At 66.6% G+C, this 24,926-nt stretch carries 21 protein-coding genes and 1 pseudogene; 12 read left to right on the top strand and 10 right to left on the bottom strand.

What is annotated here, in order from left to right; translation table 11 throughout:
* Positions 1-2: 2 nt before the first annotated feature.
* From ABD989_RS03360 to ABD989_RS03345, 4 genes are all read right to left on the bottom strand, one after another.
* Entirely contained in the window at positions 3-230 is a 228-nt protein-coding gene (locus ABD989_RS03360; protein WP_246995507.1) for a hexameric tyrosine-coordinated heme protein, read from the bottom strand.
* A 63-nt stretch (positions 231-293) separates the two neighbouring features.
* Positions 294-614, bottom strand: coding sequence for a GNAT family N-acetyltransferase (locus ABD989_RS03355; protein ID WP_246995509.1), 321 nt, complete (start codon positions 612-614; stop codon positions 294-296).
* Between the two features lie 20 nt (positions 615-634).
* Positions 635-1,837: an NAD(P)/FAD-dependent oxidoreductase gene (locus tag ABD989_RS03350; RefSeq protein ID WP_345312425.1), complete on the bottom strand. Its 1,203-nt coding sequence runs from the start codon at positions 1,835-1,837 to the stop codon at positions 635-637.
* A 95-nt stretch (positions 1,838-1,932) separates the two neighbouring features.
* Positions 1,933-2,799: an endonuclease domain-containing protein gene (locus tag ABD989_RS03345; RefSeq protein WP_345312424.1), complete on the bottom strand. Its 867-nt coding sequence runs from the start codon at positions 2,797-2,799 to the stop codon at positions 1,933-1,935.
* Positions 2,800-2,876: 77 nt separating this feature from the next.
* On the opposite strand from ABD989_RS03345, the gene ABD989_RS03340 reads away from it, so the two are divergent.
* From ABD989_RS03340 to truB, 5 genes are all read left to right on the top strand, one after another.
* Entirely contained in the window at positions 2,877-3,851 is a 975-nt protein-coding gene (locus tag ABD989_RS03340) for a metallophosphoesterase family protein (RefSeq protein WP_345312423.1), read from the top strand.
* 195 nt (positions 3,852-4,046) lie between these two features.
* Entirely contained in the window at positions 4,047-4,742 is a 696-nt protein-coding gene (locus ABD989_RS03335; protein ID WP_345312422.1) for a 4'-phosphopantetheinyl transferase family protein, read from the top strand.
* Between the two features lies 1 nt (position 4,743).
* Positions 4,744-5,241 carry an acyltransferase family protein gene (locus tag ABD989_RS03330; RefSeq protein WP_345312421.1) on the top strand — a complete coding sequence of 166 codons (498 nt, stop codon included), beginning with the start codon at positions 4,744-4,746 and terminating at the stop codon, positions 5,239-5,241.
* A complete protein-coding gene (locus tag ABD989_RS03325; protein ID WP_345312420.1) occupies positions 5,214-6,851 on the top strand; it encodes an acyltransferase family protein in 1,638 nt (545 codons plus the stop codon). Before ABD989_RS03330 ends, ABD989_RS03325 begins: the two co-directional genes overlap by 28 nt.
* A 60-nt stretch (positions 6,852-6,911) precedes the next feature.
* Complete coding sequence (gene truB, locus ABD989_RS03320) at positions 6,912-7,811, top strand: tRNA pseudouridine(55) synthase TruB (protein ID WP_345312419.1); 900 nt, start codon at positions 6,912-6,914, stop codon at positions 7,809-7,811.
* 61 nt (positions 7,812-7,872) lie between these two features.
* Here the strand turns inward: truB and ABD989_RS03315 are convergent, their stop codons facing one another.
* From ABD989_RS03315 to ABD989_RS03295, 5 genes are read right to left on the bottom strand one after another with little or no spacing between them, the layout of a single operon-like run.
* Entirely contained in the window at positions 7,873-9,873 is a 2,001-nt protein-coding gene (locus tag ABD989_RS03315; protein ID WP_345312418.1) for a hypothetical protein, read from the bottom strand.
* Positions 9,870-11,588, bottom strand: a complete 1,719-nt coding sequence (locus ABD989_RS03310; protein WP_345312417.1) for a hypothetical protein — start codon at positions 11,586-11,588, stop codon at positions 9,870-9,872. The genes ABD989_RS03315 and ABD989_RS03310 overlap by 4 nt, the downstream gene beginning before the upstream one ends.
* Entirely contained in the window at positions 11,585-11,830 is a 246-nt protein-coding gene (locus ABD989_RS03305; protein WP_345312416.1) for a hypothetical protein, read from the bottom strand. The genes ABD989_RS03310 and ABD989_RS03305 overlap by 4 nt, the downstream gene beginning before the upstream one ends.
* 41 nt (positions 11,831-11,871) lie before the next feature.
* Entirely contained in the window at positions 11,872-13,902 is a 2,031-nt protein-coding gene (locus ABD989_RS03300; RefSeq protein WP_345312415.1) for a hypothetical protein, read from the bottom strand.
* A 13-nt stretch (positions 13,903-13,915) separates the two neighbouring features.
* On the bottom strand, positions 13,916-17,206 hold the full coding sequence (locus ABD989_RS03295) for a penicillin-binding transpeptidase domain-containing protein (RefSeq protein WP_345312414.1): 3,291 nt from the start codon (positions 17,204-17,206) through the stop codon (positions 13,916-13,918).
* A 644-nt stretch (positions 17,207-17,850) separates the two neighbouring features.
* On the opposite strand from ABD989_RS03295, the pseudogene ABD989_RS03290 reads away from it, so the two are divergent.
* Positions 17,851-18,993, top strand: a pseudogene (locus tag ABD989_RS03290) (carotenoid oxygenase family protein); the annotation flags it as partial.
* Positions 18,923-19,273: a carotenoid oxygenase family protein gene (locus ABD989_RS03285; protein ID WP_345312483.1), complete on the top strand. Its 351-nt coding sequence runs from the start codon at positions 18,923-18,925 to the stop codon at positions 19,271-19,273. The pseudogene ABD989_RS03290 and the gene ABD989_RS03285, both read left to right, overlap by 71 nt.
* Before the next feature lie 41 nt (positions 19,274-19,314).
* On the opposite strand, the gene ABD989_RS03280 is transcribed toward ABD989_RS03285, so the two are convergent.
* Positions 19,315-19,995, bottom strand: a complete 681-nt coding sequence (locus tag ABD989_RS03280; RefSeq protein WP_345312413.1) for a metal-dependent transcriptional regulator — start codon at positions 19,993-19,995, stop codon at positions 19,315-19,317.
* Between the two features lie 41 nt (positions 19,996-20,036).
* Between ABD989_RS03280 and ABD989_RS03275 the strand changes: the two genes are divergently transcribed.
* The 5 genes from ABD989_RS03275 to ABD989_RS03255 all read left to right on the top strand — a co-directional run bounded on the left by ABD989_RS03275 (position 20,037) and on the right by ABD989_RS03255 (position 24,876).
* On the top strand, positions 20,037-21,002 hold the full coding sequence (locus ABD989_RS03275) for a bifunctional riboflavin kinase/FAD synthetase (protein ID WP_246995526.1): 966 nt from the start codon (positions 20,037-20,039) through the stop codon (positions 21,000-21,002).
* 39 nt (positions 21,003-21,041) lie between these two features.
* Positions 21,042-21,173: a hypothetical protein gene (locus ABD989_RS03270; protein WP_345312412.1), complete on the top strand. Its 132-nt coding sequence runs from the start codon at positions 21,042-21,044 to the stop codon at positions 21,171-21,173.
* 90 nt (positions 21,174-21,263) lie between these two features.
* A complete protein-coding gene (gene rpsO, locus ABD989_RS03265; protein ID WP_246995528.1) occupies positions 21,264-21,533 on the top strand; it encodes a 30S ribosomal protein S15 in 270 nt (89 codons plus the stop codon).
* 496 nt (positions 21,534-22,029) lie between these two features.
* Positions 22,030-24,249, top strand: a complete 2,220-nt coding sequence (locus ABD989_RS03260; RefSeq protein WP_246995530.1) for a polyribonucleotide nucleotidyltransferase — start codon at positions 22,030-22,032, stop codon at positions 24,247-24,249.
* Positions 24,250-24,648: 399 nt separating this feature from the next.
* A complete protein-coding gene (locus ABD989_RS03255) occupies positions 24,649-24,876 on the top strand; it encodes a hypothetical protein (RefSeq protein ID WP_345312411.1) in 228 nt (75 codons plus the stop codon).
* Positions 24,877-24,926 lie beyond the last annotated feature (50 nt).

Below are 24,926 nucleotides of genomic sequence, written 5' to 3'. Positions count from 1 at the left end.
GGTCAGCGCCAGTAGTTGTTGGCGGCCGCCACCGTCTGGAAGTTCAGTGCCACCACCTGCGAGCCGGCGATGAGCGAGTCGGCATTCTCGGCGTACTCCGGGCGCAGCCGGTGGAGCACCTCGCCGTCGGGCTGGGTGTACTTCACGCCGCGACGACTCAGGGTGATCGCCAGCTCGAAGCCCTCCTGGGGCGTGGCGGTGATGAGTGAGGTCAACCAGGCGTCGGTCATGAGAGGTCCTTAGTCTGCGAGGTATTTAGTGCATTCCCGCTACAGATTATCGGACGTTCGGGGTTATCGGACGGTTGCCTGATATTGCGGGTAGCGCTCGAGGAACTTCTGGACGTACGTGCAGACCGGGGTGATCTTGACGTCGCGGGCGGCGACGTCGTCGAGCACCTGCGACACCAGGAGGCGAGCGAACCCGGCCCGACCGAACTTCTCGGTCACCACCGTGTGCAGCAGGATCAGCCCGCCGTCGTCGGTGTGCTCGTAGCCCTCCACGCCGACGAGCTCGTCGCCGGACCAGAGTTCGTAGCGGTCGCGGTCGGGGTTGTCGCTCAGCACCGGCGTCGGGTCCAGCGTGACGGTGGGCGGCGGAACCGGAATCTCCATGTCTCCCACGGTAGTCGGCGTCAGAGGTTGCCGAGGGGAACCGACGGATCGGCGAGTGCGGCCGGGTCGACGGGCCGGTCCGCGGCGACGAGAGCGGCGATGTCGGCGCCGTCGTCCCACAGGTTCACGTTCATGCCCGCGAGGACGCGGTCGGTGTCGTCGAGCCAGAAGGCGAGGAACTCGAGCTTGTCGGTGTCACCGCGGAGGACCACCCGATGCTCGCCGGAGGCGTGGCCGCGATACTCCATCCCGAAGTCGTACTGGTCGGTGTAGAAGTACGGCACGCGCGTGTACTCCTCCCGGTGGCCCAGCATGTTGGCCGCGGCCGTCGCCGGTTGGTGCAGCGCAGTGTCCCAGTGCTCCACGCGCAGGCGGCCGAGGAGCGGGTGGTCCTGATGGGCGATGTCGCCGACGGCGAAGATGTTCGGGTCGCTGGTGGTCAGGCCCGCGTCGACGTCGACGCCGTTGCTGACCGCGAGGCCGGCCGCTTCCGCCAGGTCGGTCTCCGGGATCGCGCCGATGCCGACCAGGATGGTGTCGGCTTGGTAGACGGTGCCGTCGTCGGCGGTGACGCGGCCGCCGGGGGCGGCGTCCACCTCGATCGAGGCGACGCCGGTGCCCAGGTTCAGGTCCACGCCGTGGCGGCGGTGCAGGTCGGCGATCAGGGTGGCGACCTGGGGGCCCAGGATCGTCGCCAGCGGCAGTTCCTGCGGTTCGAGCACGGTCACCGCGGTGCCTGCGCTGCGCGCAGTGGCGGCCACTTCGAGGCCGATCCAGCCGGCGCCGACGATCACCAGCGACTTGCCTTCGCCGAGTCGCGCGCGCAGTGCCGTGGAGTCGTCGAGGGTGCGCAGGTAGGCCACGTCCGGCGACCCCGGGAACGGGCGCGGGCGCGAGCCGGTGGCAAGGACCAGCTTGTCGTAGTGGATCGCCGAGCCGTCGTCGGTGAGGACGAATCGGCCCGCGCGGTCGATCTTGGTGGCCCGCACGCTGCTGTGCACGGTGACCCGGTAGCGGGCGTACCAGTCGGAGTCCAGCGGGTAGACCGAGGCGGCCTCGACTGTGCCCGCGAGCAGGTCTTTGGACAGGGGCGGTCGCTCGTACGGGAGATGGTGTTCGGCGGCGATCACCGTGATGGCGCCGTCGAATCCCTTGTCGCGGAGTGCTTCGGCGGTCTTCGCTGCGGCCAGACCGCCACCGATGATCACAAATGAGCCGTCCATGACCTCACGCTACGCCCGCGCCGCGGGTTGTCCAGCCCGCCGGTAAAACAACGGCGTTATAGCGGTCGCCGATGGATATATGCCATCGGTGGCGGTCAGGACGCCGTTGTTTTACCGGGGCGGTGCCGGCCCGCGCGGGTGATGGCGCGGATGTCCTGGATCACCTCGTCCCAGCCGTAGAGGATGTCGTCCCACGTGAGGCGGAAGGTCAGCCAGCCTCCGACGGTGGACTTCCGGTCGCGGGTCCGGTCGTTCTGGTAGGCGACGGCATCGGTGTGGTACTGGCGGCTGTCGCATTCGATGATCAGCTGCCCGATTCGCAGGTCGGCGCGCGCGAGGTCGGTGACCTGCGGTTGGACCACCACGTGAAAGCCCAACGCGCGCAACCGCACTCGAGTGATCGACTCGGTGCCCGACTGCGAGCGACCGTCCGTCTTGTCGAAAAGTGCCTGCACGTACTGCGGCAGCGGGCCCATCTCGCTGCGCAACGCCTCCGCGGACAGACCGAGTTGATTCTGCACCGAGTCGGACACGGCGATCCAATCTTCGGCGGTCATGCAGTGCGCGGCGCATTCGAGGGCCACCGCGATCGAGTCCACGGCGGTGACAGCTGCGGGAATCGCCGAGAAGCCGCGACACGAGGTCGTTGCGTGCGTGCTCCACCGGCCGCTGCGGACATGCTGCTCGGGGTAGCCCGGCGGCACCCAGAATCCGTAGCGCTGCAACGCCGACACGCACGACAGCACGCCGCCTTCGGCCACCGCTGCCGCGACGGCCGGGGCGTGGCCGCGGACGGCGAACCAGTCCTTACGCGGCGACGTCAGGTCGCCCCGGCGGAGCATGCGCCGGCGCTCGCGCGGATCGATGTCGAGGTCGGCGAACTCGCCGCGGTGGTAGACCCCGTGGCCGGCGCCGCCCTCCCCGACGGTCAGAAACTGCGTGGCACGGTGCGCATCTCCCATGGGATTTGGACGCGAGTCGGGGCGCCGCGGTTCCCTACGCCGTCACCCGGGCGTGGCGGGGTGGCAGACTGGCCGTCATGGCGAAGCTCTGGGCAGTCAGCGATCTGCACGTCGCGCATCGGGGCAATGAGAACATCATCGACCAGATCCGGCCGAGTGAGCCGGGGGACTGGCTGATCGTCGCCGGCGACGTCGCCGAGCGCACCGACGACATCATCGACACCCTGCGGCGCCTCAAGGCTCGCTTCGACACGGTGATCTGGGTGCCCGGCAACCACGAGCTGTACACCACGGCCAAGGACCCGCTGCAGATCTTCGGCGTCGCGCGCTACGACTACCTGGTGCAGGCCAGCCGGGACATCGGCGTGGTGACCCCGGAGGACCGCTACCCGCTGTTCGATCCCGGCGACGGCAGCGAGCCGGTCCGCGTGGTGCCGATGTTCCTGCTGTACGACTACACCTTCCGTCCGGAGGGCACCACCACGGCGCTGCAGGCGCTGGCGGTGGCGCGCGAGGCGAACGTGGTGGCCACCGACGAGTTCCTGCTGTCGCCGGAGCCGTACGGGACGCGGGATGCGTGGAGTCGGGCGCGGATCGAAGCGACGCGCGAGCGCCTGGAGGCGATCGATCCGAGCGAACGCACCGTCCTCATCAACCATTGGCCGCTGCGCCGCGAACCGTGCGACGCCCTGATGTACCCGGAGTTCGCGCTGTGGTGCGGCAGCGAACTGACCGCCGACTGGCACACCCGCTTCCACGCCGCCGCCTGCGTATACGGGCACCTGCACATCCCGCGCACCACCTGGTACGACGGCGTGCGGTTCGAAGAGGTGTCGGTCGGCTACCCCCGGGAATGGAACCGCCGCGGCCTCCCGTCGCCGCTGCTGCGGCAAATCATCCCGGACGACGGCACCGTCGCCGACGACCTCAACGAACTGGGCGTCCGTTTCGAACTGCCGCCGGACTACGAGGAGCAGTCGCGGCAATTCCAGGAGCGGGTAGCCAAGTTGCGTGAGCGTCGCGCACAACGGGCAGCCGATCGCGCGCGGTAGTGCACCGCGAGGTCAGTCCCGTCGGCGCGTCGACGACCGGAAAAGATGACGCCTGTCACAGTTGTCCGGATTCGGCGGCATGATTTTGGCTGTTCCTCAGGTGGCGCTGGCACCATGAGGGGTCGTGTGCTCGTGGGGGCGTCGCCGTATCGACTCGGCGCGTGCGGGTGCCGGAGTACCGAAGGAGGCGCTGCGATGATTGAGCTGCTGTTTTCCCGCGGCGTCGCCACCGCGGAGGCATTCGGTGATCCGGTCGATGCGGTTCTGCTGCCGGGCGAGGAGTCGCTGGTGGCGCAGGCGGTGGACAAGCGTCGTCGCGAATTCACCACTGCCCGCCATTGCGGTCGGCAGGCGCTGGGCAAATTGGGTATCGATCCGGTGCCGATCCTGCGGGGCGAGCGCGGCACTCCGCTGTGGCCGCCGAATGTGGTCGGCAGTCTGACCCATTGCGACGGATACCGGGCGGCGGTGGCCGCCTACGCATTGGCGGTGCGTTCGCTCGGCATAGACGCCGAGCCGCATGCGGCGCTGCCCGCCGGGGTGCTCGACCACACCAGTCTCCCGGACGAACGCGAGGTGTTGGCGCGCCGCAGCACCGATCTGCATTGGGATCGGCTGCTGTTCTGCGCGAAAGAGGCTACCTACAAGGCGTGGTTCCCGTTGACCGGCCGCTGGCTCGGATTCGCCGACGCGCACATCACCTTCACCCGAGACGAGCAGGTGACGACCGAGACCGGCGTGGGTCCCGAGAGTATCGTCGCCGCCGGCACCTTCACCTCGACCATCCTGATCGACGGGGCAGCCACCGATGGCGGCCCGCCGCTGTTGACGTTGCCCGGCCGCTGGTTGATTTCCGATGGACTGATTCTGACTGCGATAGCGCTGCACTGAGATGACCGAATCCATTGCTGCGCAGGCAGCACAGCCCGCGGCTGCCGTACGTCCGAAGGCCGGCCGACGACTCGACGTCGAAGGACTGCGTGGCGTCGCGATCATGCTGGTGGTGGTTTTCCACATCTGGATGGGCACGGTATCCGGCGGCGTGGACGCATTTCTGTTCATCTCCGGCTTCTTCCTCATCCCGTCGCTGCTGCGATCGCAGACCGGAAGTGACCCGGTGGGTAATCCGCTGCCGCGGCTGTGGCGGGTCCTCAAGCGCCTCTGGATTCCCATGGCGTTGGTGGTGGCAGTCACCGTAGCGGCCGTGTGGTGGGTGTACCCCTTCACTCGGCGCGCGGAAACCCTGGTGGATGCGCTGTGGTCGGATCTTTTCGTCGAGAACTGGGCGCTGGGCCTCGCGGGGAACAGCTACGTCGATGCCACGTCCCTTCCCTCACCGTTCCAGACCTGTGGTCGCTGGCCGTGCAGGCACAGATCTTCGCGGTCCTGATCGGCGGGATAACGCTCCTGGGCCTATTCCTACGCGTGCTGGTGCGGCGCGGTCGTCTCCGTTCGGACGCGGTCGGGCGCATCCTGGTGGGATTGCTGATCGCCGGAACGGTGGCTTCCTTCGGCTGGGCGACCCTGGTCGGCCCGGCCAACCAGACCCTGAACTACTACAGCACTTTCGCGCGTTTCTGGGAGATCGCGCTGGGCGGTCTGGTGGCGCTGGTGATCACTCGGGTGCACTTGCCGACCTGGGCACGACAGCTCGCCGGTGTGGCCGGACTGACCATGCTGGCCATCACCGGTTTGGTGCTCGATGGCGCCGCGACCTTCCCCGGGCCGGCGGCCCTGCTGCCGTTGGGCGGCACCGCGCTGACATTCGTGGCGGGCACCACCGGGGGCAGCACGGTGACGCGCGCGCTGGCTTCGCGGCCCATCGTCTATCTGGGGTCGATCGCGTACCCGCTGTACCTATGGCATTGGCCACTGCTGGTGCTGTTTCTGGTGTACCGCAATTTCCGGGGTGCCGCGGTGACGCAGGTCAGCCTGGTCGACGGGCTCGCCATCATCGCGGTGTCCCTGGTCCTTGCGGCGGCTACCGACTTCCTCCTCAAAGCCGACTCACCGGTCCGGCGTCTGCGTATTCGGGTTCCGGTGATTCTGGCCGCCACCGCGGCGGCCTTGACGGTGGCGATCACCGCCTGGCTGGCCCCGATTCCTCAGGTGTCGGCCGACGACTTGGATCCGGCACTGTATCCGGGGGCGGCAGCGGCGGCGGGCGCGCCCGTGCCGCGGGGCGTGGAGTTTGCCCCGCGGGCGGAAGCCGCACGCATGGATTTGCCGCAATCGGGCTTTGACGACTGCGTGGCGTACTACGACCGCGAGGGCCCGGTCGATGTGGTCAGCTGCGACTACGGCGCGCCGCGCGCGCCGGGCCGCAAGGTGCTCGCCATGGTGGGGGGCTCGCATGTGGACCATTTCCTGCCCGCGGTCGACCTGATCGGGAAGGAGCAGGGCTTCACTGTCGAGCTGGTGGTCATGGTGGGCTGCTCCCTCGGATACGGCCCGACGGCGGCCACCTCGCACGACAGTGAGCGGTGCGTGCAGTGGCAGGCCAAAGCGATGGACCACATCGTCGACACTCGCCCCGACGCGGTGTTCACCAATTCGACCCGCCCGGCGAAACCGTTCGGCACCGGCGACCACGTGCCGCAGTGGTACGTCGACGCGTTCACCCGCCTGTCGGACGCAGGCATCCCGGTGGTCGGTATCCGCGATCTGCCATGGCTGATGACCGCCGACGACCAGACCATCGAACCGTTCGACTGCATGGCCGTGCGCGACGACGCCGTGGCGTGCGGGGTATCGCGAGATTGGTCGCTGGCGCCGGTCGATCCGGCGATCGAGGCGCTGGGCTCGTTGCCCGGTGTTTCCCTGATCGATGCGAGTGACCAGTACTGCGGGCCTGAAGAGTGTCCGGTGGTGGTCGGCAATGTGTTGGTCTATCGCGACGCCCACCACTTCACCAAAACGTTCGTCTTGTCGATGCGGCCCTTCCTCGAGCGGGAATTGAGTCGCACGCTGGGGTGGTTCGAGGCTCCCGGCGCGCACTAGCTGTGGTGCCCCGACCCCGACGATGCGGGATCTCGGTCGGGGGACTGGCACGATGAGGCAATGGCTGATCTCTCCATCGAAAACGCCGGGCTGCTGGTGATCGACAAAGCGCCCGACATGACCAGTCACGACGTGGTCGCCCAGTGCCGCAAGGCATTCGGCACGCGCCGGGTGGGCCACGCGGGGACGCTGGATCCGATGGCGACCGGTGTCCTGGTGATCGGCATCGAACGCGCCACCAAGCTCCTGGGCCTGCTGTCGTTGACCACCAAGAGTTACGCCGCGACCATTCGCCTGGGTGCGTCGACCACCACCGACGATGCCGAGGGCGAGACGGTCGAGACCGCGGACGCGTCGGCCGTCACCGACGAGCAGATCGCGGCCGGCGTGGCCGCGCTGACCGGCGACCTGCAGCAGGTGCCGGCCAAGGTGAGCGCGATCAAGGTGGACGGGCGCCGGGCGCACGCGCTGGTGCGCACCGGCGCAGAGTTCGACCTGCCGCCGCGGCCGGTCACCGTCGCGAAGTTCGACGTGCTCGAGGTGCGACGCGAGGGCGAGTTCGTCGACCTCGACGTGGCGGTGGACTGCTCGGCGGGCACCTATATCCGTTCTCTCGCACGCGATCTCGGCGCCGACCTCGGCGTCGGCGGGCACCTCACCGCGCTGCGCCGCACCGCGGTGGGGCCCTTCACGTTGGAGCATGCGCGCTCCCTGGACGAGGTGATCGCCGAACCCGGCGTGAGCCTCGGGATCGACGCCGCGGCCAAACTCTGCTTCCCGCACCGCGACATCTCCGACGACGAAGCCGAGTCGATCAGCCAGGGCCGATGGCTGGAGCCGATCGGCCGCAAGGAGATCTACACGGTGGTCGACCCGGCAGGTCAGGCCATCGCGCTGGTGCAGGAGAGGGGTCGTCGCGCGGCCTCGGTGATGGTGGTGCGCCCGGCCACGCTCCGTTGACCGACTTCGCCTAGGGGCGCGAGAACCCGTGCGGGAATCATGCCGCACCCGGGAGCCGCGCTCACCCCATTCCGGTGAAGATCCACGCGATGGCGAAGCCGATCAGAAGACCGATGACGAAGTAGAGGACCGCGTAGCCTGCGGCCGCGAATTGCCTGAGCCGCGCTGCAGTGGTGAGTTCGGCCTCGTCGATCGGCTCCTCGTTGGTCGCGAACCTCTTCGAGGAGGGGAGCTCCGGGTTCTGGGCGGGATGCCACGGCTCCTTGTTCGGGTATCCACCGCGTGCACGTGACCGCTTGGGTGCGGGAGGCTTCGGGACGGCGCCGGGGGGGATGGCCGGTGGGGCTGATCCGTGGTTCGCCAATTCGTCGAGAATGACGCAGGCCTCGTCGGGGGTGATGCCCTCGGGTCGCGTGCCCCCCTCGATCCGCTTCAGGTGATCGATCACCGAATCGAGGTTGGGTGCTTGCGCCGGTCGCGCAGTGGCGACACCCTCGGCAGCCTGTGCCACCGGACGCGCGGGCGAGGTGACAGGTGGGGGCGGTGGTGGGGGCGGTGCCGGCCGATATTTGGCACCGAGGTACTGCGCAGCTACCGGGTGTGGCTGGAAACTCTCGAAACTCGCGATCCACGACGGCGTGATGCTGCCAACGGCTTCATCGTCGATGTCGCGGATCAGGACGTCGGGCTTTCTGGTGATGGTGGTCATGTAGGCGACTGCGGCCGGCTCGTACTGCAGGTATGCCGCGACATCGCGCAGAACCGCTTCACAGGAGGTGCGACGACGTAGCGCTTTGACCCACGGCTGAGGCAATGAGTGGTTGACGGCGATTTCGTCCGCGATCACCGGAATGGGTGTCATCAGAGCGATGTGATCGACGTCCATCTCAAGAAGCCAGTCGTCGAAGTCGCAGCGGTCTTCGAAACGGCTGAGTGGCCGCCCCGGCGAAAACGCCTCCTGGAGGAGATAGTGTTGTCGATCGCCGAGATCCGGGTAGTTGGCCATGATGATGGCGGCCAGGTGCTGAGACCAGTTGGGCACGGGCTGTCGCGCCGGGGGAAAGGCGATGGGGTTGCTCGCGGCCGGGGCCGCGGTGTGCAGCTCAAGGAGTTCGTACGTGAGCTCGGACCGAACGGCATCGCTGGTCTGGGCGGAGACCACCGCTTTCATGGCCTCGACGGGGGCGCGCTCGGCCCATTCTTGTAGTGCGCGGCGTCCGCGAGTGACGAGCACGGAGGGATGGCTGAGGTACTGAGGTACGTCGTCGACCAGGATGGGAAGGTAGTCGTTGTGCACGATCCTGACGAACTCGGCCATGGATTGAGCGTGCGGCGCCACGCAGTCAGCGCCGCTGGCTGCTTGCTGGACGAGCCACTCCACCACGCGGTCGTCGTGCAGAGTTCCCGTTGGCGTCGTTGCCAAGCTGTGTTGGCTTTCCCAGGCCGTCACCGGGGTGCCGAAATCAGTCGACGAGTATTCGCGGGGCAGGGCGCCGGCGAGAATTCGGACGCCACGAGGCGGTCGCGTGAGGGCGAACGAATCCCATCGGTAGAGCCCGGCAACAGCAGGCGGTAGCACACGGACGACGGCGCGAATGGCCGTTATCGCGGTGGCGGTCGGATTCCCGCTGGTTGCCTCGATGACGCCCTGCGTCGTGTCGGTGAGAACAGCGTGTACCAATTGACGACATGCGGCGGCGAAGACGGCCGAGGTGGGGTGGTGGTTGATCACCAGTTCGGGGAACTCGTCGATGGCCGTCGCCCAGACAGCGTCGGCCGAGTCCGGTCCGTCGGCGAAAACGAAGCGGCAGCCGCCTGCGCGCGCGAAGCCTTCGCCGTTGCGGCCACGGTAGACCAGACACCACCGCTGATCGTTGCCGACCGCTGTTGTCAACAGGCTCAGTGCCGGGTAGCCGGGGATTGTTCGTAGCGATTCCGGTGGCTGTGGCGTGTGATTCTGAAGCAGCGCGAGTGCCGCCGTGTTGTATCCGGGTGCGGCCTGCTGATTCGCCGGTGCCGCTTGGAAACCGCCTGCGCTGAGACCCCACCAGAGCACGGTCATGATGCCACCCTTCGGATCATCGACATGAGTAGGTGCTGGAGGCCGGCGGAATTGTCGCGTGCGTTAGCCAACCCCACGGTGTGGGTGCTGTCGGCATGCTCGCCCGACAACCGGAGTTCTCCGTCGGGACCTTCGACGGTGGAGGGCACGCCGCCCAACGCCGACACCACCGCGAAGGAAGTCCGGCGGTCGCGCTGCTGAAGCAGCGCGTCGATGGTGTCACCCAGGCCGAGGCCGTAACACAACCCGGCCCCGAGCGCAGATATCATGGCTGTTCGCGCCGTGACATGGACGTTGAATCTGCGCTGAGTCGCGATCGATTCCGCTTCCGACATGACGTCGAATTCCCAGTTCGGATGGTGCACATTGGGCTCGTGCACGTCCACGGTGACCGTGAATGGTTCTCCGGTCTCAACCAGATTCCAGAAGATGTCGGGATTGCTGAACTGCGATACCAGTGCCTGCGACAGCTGCCCGATACGGGTATGGAGCATCTCCGGATCGATACCGGTAGGCCCGGGAATCACGTTCACCAGCTTGAACAGTGGCAGGGTCACCCCCTCGCTGAACATCGACCGAAGATAACGCTCGATACCTCTGCGCACGAGACCGGGCGTCGCACCGAGCTCGGCCAAGGACCGGTTCGCCAAGGTGTGGTGGAAGAGGTCGGCTTTAGCGATGGTGACGATGAATTCTTGACGTCCTCCGCCGCTCACATTGAAACCATCGTCGCTAATGGTGGTCGCGAGTTCCTCTTGGGTGGCTCGACGGTCTTCGACTGCTTGGTAGAGGTCTGCCTTCTCTGGTCGTAGGCTGCCGAGGAGTGCGGTGACGGCGCCGTCGTCAGCCCACTCACGAAACGAATCGCAGATCGCGGTATCGATAGTCCATACCAGCGCGTCGAAACCTGCGAGATGGATCGCGCGTTGGCGCTGGGCGATCATGTCGAAGGGGAGGTCGGCTGGAGTGAACTGTTCGCCGGCTAGATCGGTGACATACAGCTGAATTCGGTGGCCCGGGGTGCGATTCGCGTGGTTATCGGTTGACGGATACACCTGGTAATCACGAATGACCGGCTGGAAAATGCTGTGCCGCCACGTGGCGCGAATCTTTGCATCGTCGATCTCGGGATTCCATGCATGAATCGCGTCGACGATATATTGCCAGGAATCGTCGAAGTCGAGGAGTTGCGGGATGAGTTCACCCGGAGTGTTTCCCAGGCCCGTGGGTGTCAACACGGTGCCGTCGGCGGCAGATAGCGTGTATTGCGAACTCAGCGAGGCGAAGACGGGATTGGTCAACGACCGTTCGTTTCTGCTGCGAATCGACGGTTCGCCGGGGAGTGACTGGTGCAGCGTACGGATGAGAAGGTAGCTCTTTCCGGCGGCAGGGCTGCCGATCATGGCGACCACTTGGGGAGTGAGCGGCGGCGGCTGGTTCGAACCTTGCATTCCGCCGTAACCGGCAAAGAACAGATGTCCATTTCCGCAGATCACATAGCGAAGGTGGGGACTTTCGCGAACCGTGTTCGCATCGACTTGAGCGGTACCGTAGGCCAGCCCTTCGCCATCCAGTCGGCGGGCGGACACGGCGTGGTCACCACCGGCCCGCAGTTCTGCGACAATCAACTCGATCGCGGGAAACTGTGAGTGGTGCGGAGTGGTCACGAGGTTGCCCTCGCAGATGACGCATAAGTTCAGCTCCCAGGGATTCATCGGATCACCATCGTTGCAGCGATCAAGACGGCGATGAGCGGGACGAAGATGAGCAGTGCGGTGATCACAGCGCCCCGCACCGCGGCCGTGCGGCCGGACCGCGTTGCGGCGTCATACAATTGGTTGAGGCCGCTACCTGCTCGATTGGCGGCATTCGGGTCGGTCGGGAAATGGGCCCAGTTGGCGACATCGTGAAGAAGTGTCGGCAACGACAGGTCGGCGGATTCGCTGATCGTCGACACGAAGTCGCTCGACGTCGACGGTTCTTGAGTGACAAGTGATTTCATATCAGAAAGACTCCAGCGGTATAAGCGATGAGAACGATTATTGCCGTGACAATGATTGCTGTGGCATATCGATAGTAGTGTTTTCGCCAACTGTCATAGGTGAGGTTTTGGGTTTGCTTCGTGAGTTCGTCGAGAACGATTCTTTGTAGCTGTCCGCGGTTGGCGCCTCGCGTCTTTTGGAGGAGACCATCGGCCAGAGTGCGAAACTCGGGCTTCAGCTGTTGGGCCAGCAATTGTGCGGGCGGTGGTGCATGCTGGGCGGCGCGGACATCGGTCGGCGCGGTCGTGGGCGGGGAAGTCGGCGGCCGGTGGGGGGCGGGCGGCTGCGCGACCAGGTTCGTCAGCCAGTGGGCCAGGGACGCATCGTCGTCGCGCCATACGCGCTCATCGAGGCCGTACCTGATCACATCGATCTGGTGGCTCGCTGCCGGACTCCACCGGTGCGTGAGCGTGTCGACCACGAACTGCAGATCCTCGATGGGGCGGGCGCCGGTGCGGTCCGGTGCCAGTCGGCTGAACTCCTGGGCGTCGAGAAGTGTGCGGAGTACCAGGAGTACGAAGGAATACCGCTCGTTGGTCCGGAGCAGGTGGGGATCGGCGTCGGGTGCGCCCCTCCGGAAATTCGGGCTGCAGGTGAACAGAGTGCCGCGCAGATAGTCCTGGGATTGTTTGATCAGCGCCACGGCGTCGGAATCGATGAGGACGAAGGGCTGACCGGGGAGATCGGGGCGGACGCAGACATTGTCCGCTTTCAGGTCGCCGTGCACCGAGCCGGTGCTGTGCAGCAGGTCGAGGGCAGCCGCGAGGCCTGCATAGCGAGTAGCGGTATGGATCACCAGGCCCCGGCCGCTGTCCTGGTGCCAGGGAATCGTGGTGAGGTGCCGGCTGGCTACCGCGGTGAATGCCGAGAGGTCGCCGGACGGCGCGATACCGAACCATCGGGAAAGGCCCTGGTCGTACAGCGGGGGCTGTGCAACTCCGGCTCCGCGCGGCGAACTGTCGTCGGAGTGCGGGTCGATTGCCCCGGCGAGATGGACCATCGGGAGGAACTCGCTCCCCGCGGCGGCGAGGTGGGCTATCTGACGACCCAGGAGGTCGGTGAGGGCAGCAGTGTGCGCTTTCGTCGCGGTCCGATAGAGCTTGACGTGCCAGCGGCTACCGTCGATCGATCGTCCTTCTGCGCTGAGCACCGCTGCCAAGAACACGTTCGTCTTCAGGTCATCGTCGGGCACGGCGAATTGCTTCAAGGTGCCGCCGGAAATCTCGGGGCTGCGGACCGTCACCTGCCCGATGCCGGGGAAATCGATGTCGATGTACTCCTGCTGGAGTGGGCTCATCGTCCCCGGTGGAAGCTGGAAGTCGCGGATCGGCACCATGGAGAGCGCGATCGTCCGATGTTGCTGCCCGTCGTCGATTTCGATGTGCACGATGGCCCGGTCGGGCAGCAGGTAGTCGGCGCTGCCGTCGGGTCCGCCCAGATCTCGGCCTTCCGCCGTGATCTGCAGTCGCCCGGCCTGCGCGGACCGGCGCAGTCGCAGGCGGTGGTCGGTGCCCTCGGGGATCGTCGGTGTGAGCTGATACTGCAGATACGAGTGCTGGTGGCGTCCCGGCGACGGCACGGGTTGCCATTCAGTTTCGCCTGCGGTGGGCATGATCACGGTATCGAACGAGCCCGGTGTGCCGAGCGTGGTGATCGACAGCACGCGGGCTTCTCGATCCCATGCGGGATCGGTGGGTCCGCGCCAGGTCTGGGTCGCGGGGTGGTCCAGTTCGCCGACGAAGGTGATCCGGAACCAGGCGTTGTCGGGGAGATCACTCGTCGCGTGGAACTGCATGGGGACCTCGCCCCCATGCACGTGTTCGATCGCATCGTGGATCTGCATGCGTAAAGCACTCGGGAGCTTGTCCCGGGTCCAGATGAAGATGCCGCGGTCTGCGCTCGCGCGATCCTGGGCGCGGCGTGCCGTGAACTCCTCGACGATCTGCGACCGCAAATCGTTCAAAACGGAGGTGGATGGGTTGGTCATCGGTTCCTCCTCGTCACCGGGTCGTCCCAGTCACTTGATCGATGATGGTTTGTGCTAGCAGGCGAGCGTGTTGACCGCCGACCTTCTCATCGCGGGTGGTCACCGCGACAGCGAAGGCGAAATGGTCGATGTATCCGACGATCCAGGCAATCTGTCGTTCGAATTGGCCCGCTGGCGTGGGGTCGTCGCCTTCGACGATCTCATGGGTGCCGGTCTTGACGAAGAGAGGGCGATCGTCCGGGCCGGTCAACAGCTTGGCGGTTCCGACCTCGGTGGTGGCCGACAGTGCGGACTGAAGCTGTTCCGCAGCGGCCGGCGTCAGGACCGCAGTGCGCGTCTGCGGCGGCGCAGGAAGTGTAGAGCCGTCTCGGGACATGCCGTTGACGAGGGTGGGCTGAACCAGGGTGCCGTTGTTGGCGACGGTGGCGAGAACCGAGGACATGCGGAGCGGGGTGCCGACCACCTCGCCGCCGCCCAACGCGGACACGGCGAGCTGAGCTCCGAACGCCTGGGACGGTACCTCGGACGGCACTCCGAGGGTGGTGCCGGCCAGGCCTGCGCCCACACCGAAAGTCTGTGGCAGTTCGAAGCCGAAGGCGAGGGCGGTGGTGCGGACCGACTCCCATCCGATCGTGTTGGCCAGTTCGATGAATGCGGTGTTGCACGAATACGCCAAGGCGTCGCGCAGGCTCACCTGGCCGTCGACGGTGCCCGGACATGCGCCCCGGCCGTAGTTCCGGAAAGTGATTCCGTCGTATTCGGAGGTCAACGGAGCCGGGATCAGGTCGGTGGCGAGGCTGTCCGGCCGCTGAAGGTAGGTCGCGGCCAGAATCACTTTGAACGTGGATCCCAGCCCGTACGCCTGGCCGAATGCGCGGTTGACGGTATCCCCGGGCAGCGCAACCGACTCGTCCCCGCCCACATAGCGCCGACGGTAGTCGTCGTCGAGGGGGGCGGTGACGGCAGTTTCACCCTGCCACCGTGCGCACAGTTTGCCGGATCGGCTGGCAGCCTGGCATTGATCGAGGGTGACGGGTTGACCGTCCACAAACCACTCGTCGAGCATTCTGTTGTTGTATTGCGTGCGGGTGTCGGTGTCCGAGGCTGGTTGCTCACCGGGCTCGCTGCTGTCCGACTCGCCCTGAGCGGGTGCACTCACCGCTGCGAGGACGTGACCGTTTCGAGTGTCGACCACGGTCATGCCGACCGGTAGCGGGCCGACTCCGGACTCCGTGGAACTCGTCGCGGTCTTCGCCAGTGCCGTCTGCAGGCTCGCATCGATCGTCAGATCTACCGAGACCTCTTTGTTGGTGATACGGGGTGGCGGAAGCAGTCTGCGGGACAATCCGGACGTCGGCTGCCCTGCACTGCTTCCGACCGCATTGTTCAGCAACCGGTTCATCACACCGGGGGCGAGGAGCGTGGCCATCGATGGAGAACTCACCGGGGAATCACCGGTGGCGGTCCAACTGCCGTCGTAGACGAAGGCTTCTCGGCCGTCGATCTGCACGGACGCGGTAGGTGTGCTGAGGGCGGTCAGGTCGGTGCTGCAGTTCTGCGGGTCGACGAGGTAGTCATCGATGTCGGCGGTCGTGCACAGGTCGCGGTCTTCGGGAAGTCCCTGATACGGCCAAATGGTGATCGCTGCGATGAGCGCCAGGATCACGATGAGGGCCCCCGACGTCACCGGCAACTGTGGACGCAGCGGGGAACCGAGCGGGCGCGCGGAGTCATCCGGCGGGACCGGATCTCCGTCGGTCGATCGGTAGACCGCCCACACGGCCGTGACGATCCCGAGCAGGAGTGCGAGGTTGGCTTGAAAGCCTTGGGAGAGGAAGGGCGCGGTGATTCCGGAGTGCGGGAACGCGTTGAGCGTCATCACCACCTGGAACAGATACTGCGCGACGATGACCCAGCCGATCCCGATCGCATAGATGGAGGCGGTCGAGAGGAACTGGTCGGATGTGCCGCGCTGTCGCGAGAGACCGAGCTTGACGAGGGAATAGCCGATCAACGTGAGCAGGACGGACAGGAGAGCCACGACGATGCCGCCGAGTTTGCTCCAGATGGCGGCCAGAATGAGGTCGAATCTGGCAATGGGCACGGTTTGTGAGGTCTGGTCGTACAGCCCTCGTCCCCAGAGCCCACCGTCGGCGATGGCGCCGAGACCGCGGGCGATCTGTGCTTGGTTGCTGTATTGCACCGACTCGTAGGCCTGCAGGCAGGGCTTGGCTGTTTCCGTGGGGAAATCGACGACGCCGGTTTGTCCGAGTGCGGTGTCCGGTTCGGCCGACGGCGGCGCACCCCACCCCTCGGGAACGTCATCCACGCACGTCACGCCCCAGGGGTAGGTCCAGGTGTTCTGCCAGGCTGCTACTCGGGCGCCGACGTAGCTCCAGTTCACCAGGATTCCAACCAGCATCACCACGCACAGCCCGACGAGAAAGAACGCCGGCTTCTTCGAGTAGGCGATGGCGCTGAGGAATTCGGTGCGGGCTCGTCCGGTCGCGTCGCTGCTGCTGAGCCGGAGGGTCTGCAGGACCTGGTGGCGCATCACAAGAACGAGTGTCGCCACGGTGGCCAAGAACACGGGAACGATGGGCCCGAGGTCATCGCGCAACACATTGATTCCGGAGATCGCAGCGAACAGAGCTATCGGTGCCCAGATCTGTGGGTTGGCGTGAAACCATCCGGGACCGGACCGTGCAGACTCGGGAAGGTCTGGCGCGGCTTCGGCGTCTTCGGGCTGCCCCCGCTGGCCACGGGAAGTGTCGCGGAATCGGTGGCTGAACGCTCCGAGGATGATCGCGAGGGTGACGAAGTAGGTGATCTTCGCAATCTCTGGGGTCGCCACTCCGACGATCGTCAGCGGCGCGCCGGGCCCGAAGGTGGGGAGCAGGTACAGCAGACACGTCGCCACGGCGAAGGTCCACGCCGTGGCGGGGGCGTGGTGCCGGATCCTCGATCCCGTCCAGTCGGAAATCCGGCCGAGAAGGTGGGTGCGGCGGCTGAGCCACAGCAGGACGCCGAGTGCGAGCGCTAATCCGTAGGGCGCAACCAGGATGGCCTTGACCGATTCGACGAGACTGTCGCCCACCCAGTCGATGTCGGCGCGCTCGGTATACAGGGCGCCCGGGTTGCGAAGAACATTGAGGCGAGCGATGAACAGCGATCCGAAGAGGAACACTGTCAGCGTCGTCTGCACCAGGGCGAGGGCATGCCGAGAAATCGGCACATCGGGTCGGGTGAGCACCGCGAGGAGCCGGACCGCAAGTTCCGTGTTGAGGACGATTGCCGCAAACACGAGTGCGACCCAGAGGGTGCTGGCGAAACTGGAGAGGATGAACCCGGCGCTGATCAGTGCGAACGGGAGATAGGTGGCCAGGCGCCACGAGGTTCGACGGCGTGCTGTCGACGGTGTAGGCGTAGGGGCGACGCGTTCCCGAGGAATCGTCGCGTACCCGAAACGTTGCTTATGGTCGGATCGAATCGGGTGCGCCGGATCCTTGCGTCGACGTGCGAACGGGCGCGGCGCGGAAGGCGGGCGCCCAGGATGCCGTAGCGCGGCAGGGTCGACGGCGAGTCGGCCGACGGAGAACGCGAGCGCGGTTCCGATGGCGAGAATCAGACCGACGAAGATTGCGGTGTAGGACCAGCCGAAGGGAGGTAGCGCGAAGTGGAGGAACAACTGCTTAGCGGCGTTGCCCAACTACCATTCCTCCACTTCTGAGCGTGCCGGATCGAATGCGGCACGGGAACTCGAGGGAAGTGTAGAGCTTTCCGGTGGAACCATGTTCATATTCGGGGCCCAAATCATCCGTATGGGGGACGGCGATCTCGCGCGGTGCTGTCGGCCCAGCGTGGCGTGTGGGCCCGGGTGCGGTGCGGCCGCCCGGACTTCTTGAAACAAATAATGACAGTTGTGTCTAACTGTGCGAGGCTGGCGTCATGGTCACTTCAGCAGCAGAAGTCGGAAGCGGTCCGTGGGATGCGCTCACCTCCGAGCACGACTACCGCGTCGAGGAGGTCACCGGTGCCGTTCCCGACGGTCTGCGCGGGGTGCTCTACCGGATCGGGCCGGGCCGCCTGGAGATCGGCGGCCATCGCCTCGGGCACATCTTCGACGGCGACGGCATGGTGTCCCGGTTCGCGATCGACGACGACGGCATCGGCTTCCGCAATCGCTATGTCCGCACCCGCCACTTCAACAAGGCGTCCCAGGACTGGATCGGTCGCGGCATCGGCACCCTGCGCCCAGGTGGCTTGGCGGCCAACATCTTTCGCATGCCGGCCAACGTCTCCAACACCAATGTGGTGGCGCACGCCGGCGGCCTGTTCTCGCTGTGGGAGGGCGGGCGACCCTACCGGCTGGATCCGGAGACGCTCGCCACCCTCGGTCGCGAGGACTTCGACGGCGCGCTGAAGCTCCTCGGCGCGTTCTCCGCGCACCCGAAGATCGACGCGCGCACCGGCGAGATGTTCAATTTCGGCATCGAGGTGTTCCCGCGTCCGATGATCCGCTGCTATCGCCGCGATCGGTCGGGCACCCTGACGCAATTGGCGACCTTCCCGGTGAGTCGACCGTCGTTCTGTCACGATTTCGCCATCACCGAGCGCTACCTGGTCTTCCTCGTCGACCCCATCGTGGTGGGGCGGCCGATCAGTGCTCTCCTCGGTCTGGACTCGATCGACAACTGTCTGACGTTCAACGCGGACTTGGGCACGCGCGTGGCGTTGATCCCGCGCGACGGGGGCAAGGCGCGCATCCTCGAGACCGACGCGCTCTTCCACTTCCACGCCAACAACGCCTACGAGGAACCGGGCGGCGACGTGGTGGTGGAGATCGTCAGCCACGACCCCGGCGAAGGCTGGCTCGGCTGGAATCAGCATGTGCGCGACTACGAGACCGAGGACGGCACGGCGTTCGGCGGGCGGCTGGAGCGCATTCGCATCACCGCGAGCGGACGCGTGCACCGGGAGCCGCTGCTGGAGGGTCTGGGGTGCGAGTTCCCGCAGATCGATCACCGCTTCGAGACCGCCGAACACCCGGCCACGTACGTGGCGGCGGCTTCGGTGCCGGCGGGAGCGCCGGACTCGATCGTCGCGGTGGACCACGCCGCCGGCGGCGTGGGGACGTACACGGTGGCCGCCGGGCACCGGGCACAGCGTCTGCGAGCCGCTGTTCGCCGCCGACCCGGCCCGGTCCGATCGCGGTGCCGGGTGGCTGCTGTCGGTGGAACACGTTGCGTCGCAAGCACGTTCGCGCCTGCTGGTGCTCGACACCGAGCGTCTGGGCGACGGTCCGGTGGCGACCGCGGAACTGCCGCACCACCTGCCGATGGGCTTTCACGGCACCTATGTCCCGGCGTGAGCCAGGCGATGGCAGGTTGAACTGCGGTGCCGCGCGGCGCGTCAGACGTTGAGGAAGATGTTGCGGGCGGCGATGTCGCCGAGGTGGATCAGTTCGCCGCCGTCCACCGAGATGGAGATGGTGCCGGCGAACGGTCGCTTCTCCACCACCTCGACGGCGCAGTCCAGGTCGATGCCGATCTCCTGGAAGTAGCGCAGCATCTCCGGATCGTCCTCGCCGATCCGTGCGATGGTGGCGCGCGCGCCCACCTCCAGGTCCACGAGGCGCTGGGACTCGGCGCGCGGGACCTGACCGTCGGCCGCCGGAATCGGGTCGCCGTGCGGATCCCGTTGCGGGTGACCGAGTTTCGCGTCGATCCGCGCCATCAGTACGTCGGACACGGCGTGTTCGAGCACCTCGGCGTCGCCGTGCACCTCGTCCCAGCCGTAGCCGAGTTCGCGGACCAGGAAGGTCTCCAGCAGTCGGTGTCGTCGCACCATGGCGACCGCGGCGAGCCGGCCGTCGTCGGTCAGCGAGACGCCACCGTACGGCTCGTGCTCCACGAGGCCCTGATCGGCGAGTTTGCGGATGCCTTCGGACGCGGTCGACGGTGAGATGCTCAACTTCTCGGCCAGCAGCTTGGTGGTGACCTTGACCTCGCTCCACTCCTGGGACATCCAGATGGCCTTCAGATAATCCTGGGTCACCGCAGTGAGGTCACCGACCGGACGTGTGTGGGGCATGGTGGTGAGCTTACTCAACTGCGGGGCCGTACCCTGGATGCGTGTTGCGATGGCGAGGGTTGGAGAACGTGCCTCCGGGCTGGGGTCGATGCGTGGTCACCATCGGTGTCTTCGATGGGGTGCACCGCGGACATGCGCAGCTGATCGCGGCGGCCACGCGGGCCGCCGCCGAGCGCGGCATTCCGTCGGTACTGATGACATTCGATCCGCACCCGTCCGAAGTGGTGCGGCCGGGAACGCACCCGCCGCAGCTGTCGACGCTGCACCGGCGTGCCGACTTGGCGCAGGAGATGGGGATCGACGTGTTCTGCGTCATCCCGTTCACGCCGACGCTCGCCGCGCAGTCGCCGGAGGAGTTCGCCCACGAGGTCCTCGTCGAGCAGCTGCACGCCGCGGCGGTGGTGGTCGGTGACAACTTCACCTTCGGGCACAAGGCGCTCGGCGACGTCGCCAAGCTCACCGAGTTGGGGGAGCGGTTCGGCTTCGAGGTGACCGGTGTGTCCCTCTTCGGCGAGCACGCGGTGACCTACTCGTCCACCTACATCCGCTCGTGCGTGTCCTCCGGCGACGTCGAACTCGCCGCCGAAGCGCTCGGCCGCCCGCACCGCGTCGAGGGCGTCGTGGTGCACGGCGCCAAGCGCGGCCGCGACCTCGGCTACCCGACCGCGAACGTGGCCGCGACCGTGCACGCCGCGATCCCCGGCGACGGGGTGTACGCGGCCTGGTTCACCGTGCTGCCCAGCGCCAACGAGCCGCAGGGCATGGTGATCGGGCGGCGGTACCCGGCGGCGGTGTCGGTCGGCACCAATCCGACGTTCTCCGGCCGCAATCGCACCGTGGAGGCCTACATCCTCGATGTGGACGTCGACGTCTACGGCCAGCACGTCGCCGTCGACTTCGTGAGCCGCATCCGCGGCATGGACGCCTACGACAGCCTCGACGCGCTCATCGCGGCGATCCGCGACGACGTGGACCGCACCCGTGTGATCCTCGGCGTCGACGATTAGCGACCCGGTGACGTCCGTCCCGGTGGCGCCCGCCTCGGGGTGCTCGCCCTGGCGATCGGCGTGTGGTCGCTGGAGGATGCGGTGCCCGTGCACGTGATCGGCCTGTCGGTGTCGGACGAGACGAGCCGGGTGCTCACCGGCGATGCGGGTTCGGGTCGCCCCGGCTGGTAGAGTGCCACGAGGCGTTGCTGCAGTCCGTGGTGGCACGCCCTCCGCCTGTGCGGAGATCCATGGGCACGGGACTGAAAGAGGAGATCAACCATGTCGTTGACTGCTGAGCAGAAGAAGGCCGTACTCGCTGAGTACGGCGTCCACGAGACCGACACCGGGTCGCCCGAGGCACAGATCGCGCTGCTGACCAAGCGCATCACCGACCTCACCGAGCACCTGCGCTTCCACAAGCACGATCACCACAGCCGCCGCGGACTGCTGCTGATGGTCGGCCGTCGTCGTCGTCTCCTCAAGTACTTGCAGAGCGTCGATGTCAACCGCTACCGTGCGCTCATCGAGCGCCTGGGCCTGCGTCGCTGACCGACCTCGCGAAGTTCTCTTCGACGGCCGCTGCACCATTCCGGTGCGGCGGCCGTCGTCGTTGCAGTAGGCAGGAGGGATGGCCGCCGCGGGCCGATCGGAGGCCGCGCTGGGGATCCCGATCGCGCAGTGGGCCTGATCACGCCTGCGGTGTCGGCGTCGTCTGAAGGGTGTTTGTGGTCGTCAAGTGCTAGAATTGCCGGGAACGACGCACTGGTGACGGTGTTTCGGACGTGTAGGCAGACCGGTTTTCGGTAGTGGCTGCCGGACTGTTAATGGATTCCCGTGTCAGGGAATCGTCGACGTTCCGGCTGCTTCGATCGAAGGCCGTCGCATGCCGCAGGCTCGCACACGGCGAGCCGCAGAAGTCGCGGCACACATTCCGGCCACTCTCCAGCAGTTCTCGTTTCGGCGCTGCGCATCCGCGCAGGGCCGCTGCTGCATATCTCGCGGTACGCACAGTTCGTTCCGCGCAACGAAAGGTTTTACCCACTCCATGACTGATGTCATCGAAGAATTCGACGAGACCATCACCGAGGTCTCCTGTGTGATCGACAACGGCTCGTTCGGCACGCGGACCATCCGTTTCGAGACGGGCCGTCTGGCCCTGCAGGCCGCCGGCTCGGTCGTCGCCTACCTGGACGAGGGCACCATGATCCTCTCCACCACCACCGCGTCGAAGAACCCGAAGGATCACTTCGACTTCTTCCCGCTGACCGTCGACGTCGAAGAGCGGATGTACGCCGCCGGACGTATCCCGGGCTCGTTCTTCCGTCGTGAAGGCCGCCCGTCGACCGACGCGATCCTGACCTGCCGTCTGATCGACCGTCCGCTGCGCCCGTCCTTCGTCGACGGCCTGCGCAACGAGATTCAGGTCGTCGAGACCATCATGTCGCTCGACCCGAACGACCTGTACGACGTCGTCGCGATCAACGCGGCCTCGGCGTCCACGCAGATCGCCGGTCTGCCGTTCTCCGGCCCGGTCGGCGGCGTCCGCGTCGCGCTGATCGGCACCCAGTGGGTGGCGTTCCCGACCGTCGAGCAGCTCGAAGGCGCCGTCTTCGACATGGTCGTCGCCGGTCGCGTCACCGACGCCGGTGACGTCGCCATCATGATGGTCGAGGCCGAGGCCACCGACAACGTGCTCGCGCTGATCGAGGCCGGCGGCCAGGCTCCCTCGGAGACCATCGTCGCCGAGGGTCTGGAAGCCGCGAAGCCGTTCATCGCGCAGCTGTGCGAGGCGCAGAAGCAGCTGGCTGCCGCGTCGTCGAAGGCTACCCGCGAGTTCCCGCTGTTCCTCCCGTACCAGGACGACGTCTACGCCGCCGTCGCCGAGTTCGCGACCGATCGCCTCAGCGAGGTGCTGTCCATCGCGGGCAAGCAGGAGCGCGACGACGCCACTGACGCACTCAAGGGCGATGTCCTCGAGGCGCTGGGCGGCAAGTTCGAAGGCCGCGAGAGCGAGATCGGCGGTGCGTTCCGTTCGCTGACCAAGAAGGTCGTGCGCCAGCGCATCCTCACCGATCACTTCCGTATCGACGGCCGCGGCATCACCGACATCCGCGAGCTGTCCGCGGAGCTCAGCGTCATCCCGCGCGCCCACGGCTCGGCGCTGTTCGAGCGCGGCGAGACCCAGATCCTCGGTGTGACCACCCTGGACATGGTGAAGATGGCCCAGCAGATCGACTCCCTCGGGCCGGAGACCTCCAAGCGCTACATGCACCACTACAACTTCCCGCCGTACTCGACCGGTGAGACCGGTCGCGTGGGCTCGCCCAAGCGCCGCGAGATCGGCCACGGTGCGCTCGCCGAGCGGGCTATCGTGCCCGTGCTGCCGAGCGTGGAAGAGTTCCCGTACGCGATCCGTCAGGTGTCCGAGGCACTCGGCTCCAACGGCTCCACCTCGATGGGCTCGGTCTGCGCCGCGACCCTGTCGCTGCTGAACGCCGGTGTGCCGCTGAAGGCTCCCGTCGCCGGTATCGCCATGGGCCTGGTCTCCGACGAGGTCACCATCGACGGCAAGACCGAGACGCGCTACGTCGCCCTCACCGACATCCTCGGCGCCGAAGATGCCTTCGGCGACATGGACTTCAAGGTCGCCGGCACCAAGGACTTCGTGACCGCTCTGCAGCTGGACACCAAGCTCGACGGCATCCCGTCGTCGGTCCTGGCCGGCGCGCTGAGCCAGGCCAAGCAGGCTCGCCAGACCATCCTGGACGTCATCGCCGAGGCGATCGACGAGCCGGACGAGATGAGCCCGTACGCTCCGCGGATCACCACCATCAAGATTCCGATGGACAAGATCGGCGAGCTGATCGGCCCCAAGGGCAAGACGATCAACGGTATCACCGAGGAGACCGGCGCCAACATCTCGATCGAGGACGACGGCACCGTGTTCATCGGCGCCGCCGACGGTCTCTCGGCGCAGGCTGCGATCGACAAGGTCAACGCCATCGCCAACCCTCAGCTCCCCAAGGTGGGCGAGCGCTTCCTCGGCACGGTCGTCAAGACCGCTCCGTTCGGCGCCTTCGTCTCGCTGCTGCCCGGTCGTGACGGCCTGGTGCACATCAGCAAGCTGGGCAACGGCAAGCGCATCGGCAAGGTCGAAGACGTGGTAAACGTCGGCGACAAGCTGCAGGTGGAGATCGCCGACATCGACGAGCGCGGCAAGATCAGCCTCGTTCCGGTGCAGGCCGAGGCTCCCGCCGACGCCTGATCTCGCTGATCAGCATGACCGGCTAGCCCGGTAACGCCACTCCGGCCCGCGACTCCCACTGGGAGCCGCGGGCCGGAGTCGTCTGCACCCCGCCCGATTCTGGCGTGTCGCGACCCTGCTCCCGGGTCGCCGACGGAGCCCCGCGCTCGACCCGGCAACAGAGTCGCGAAACGCGGGGAAGAATGGTCGGGGAGGGGAGTGGCGGCGCGGTGTGCGCCTGCGGTATGCGGGGAAGGTTCGGGGCGTGGACGCCAGAATTCTGCGGTTCAGTGACACCGGCGGGGTCACCGTGGACATATTGACCAAGGTGACCCCGCCGGTGTCAGCGAACTCTGAGAACTCGTACGCGGAGGAGGGGATGGTGCGTGGTGGGGCGAAGGTGTGGGGGAGACTGGGGAGATGAGCGACGATCGGGAGTCCGTGAGCACGGCGCAGGCGACTGAGCGCCGCAGCGAGAGGTTCGACCGGCAGACGGGCCTCCGTTACCTGGCCGCGATGCTGCTGTTCTTGGCTGCGCTGGTCACGCTGCTGAGCGTCGACGCCGGCGACGACAAGACCGTTGACCGGTTCCTCGCGGTGATTCTGGTGAGCGCGCTCGTCGTCGCCATCACGTCGCTGCGGCGATGACGCCGTAGTCGACCGGTCGGGGATGCCGACCGGTCGACGAACCTACGGGG

The sequence above is a fragment of the Gordonia alkaliphila genome, from assembly GCF_039542465.1.
Lineage (GTDB): Bacteria > Actinomycetota > Actinomycetes > Mycobacteriales > Mycobacteriaceae > Gordonia > Gordonia alkaliphila.
Note: the sequence above shows the minus strand (reverse complement) of the source record. Positions and strands in the feature narration are given on the sequence as shown.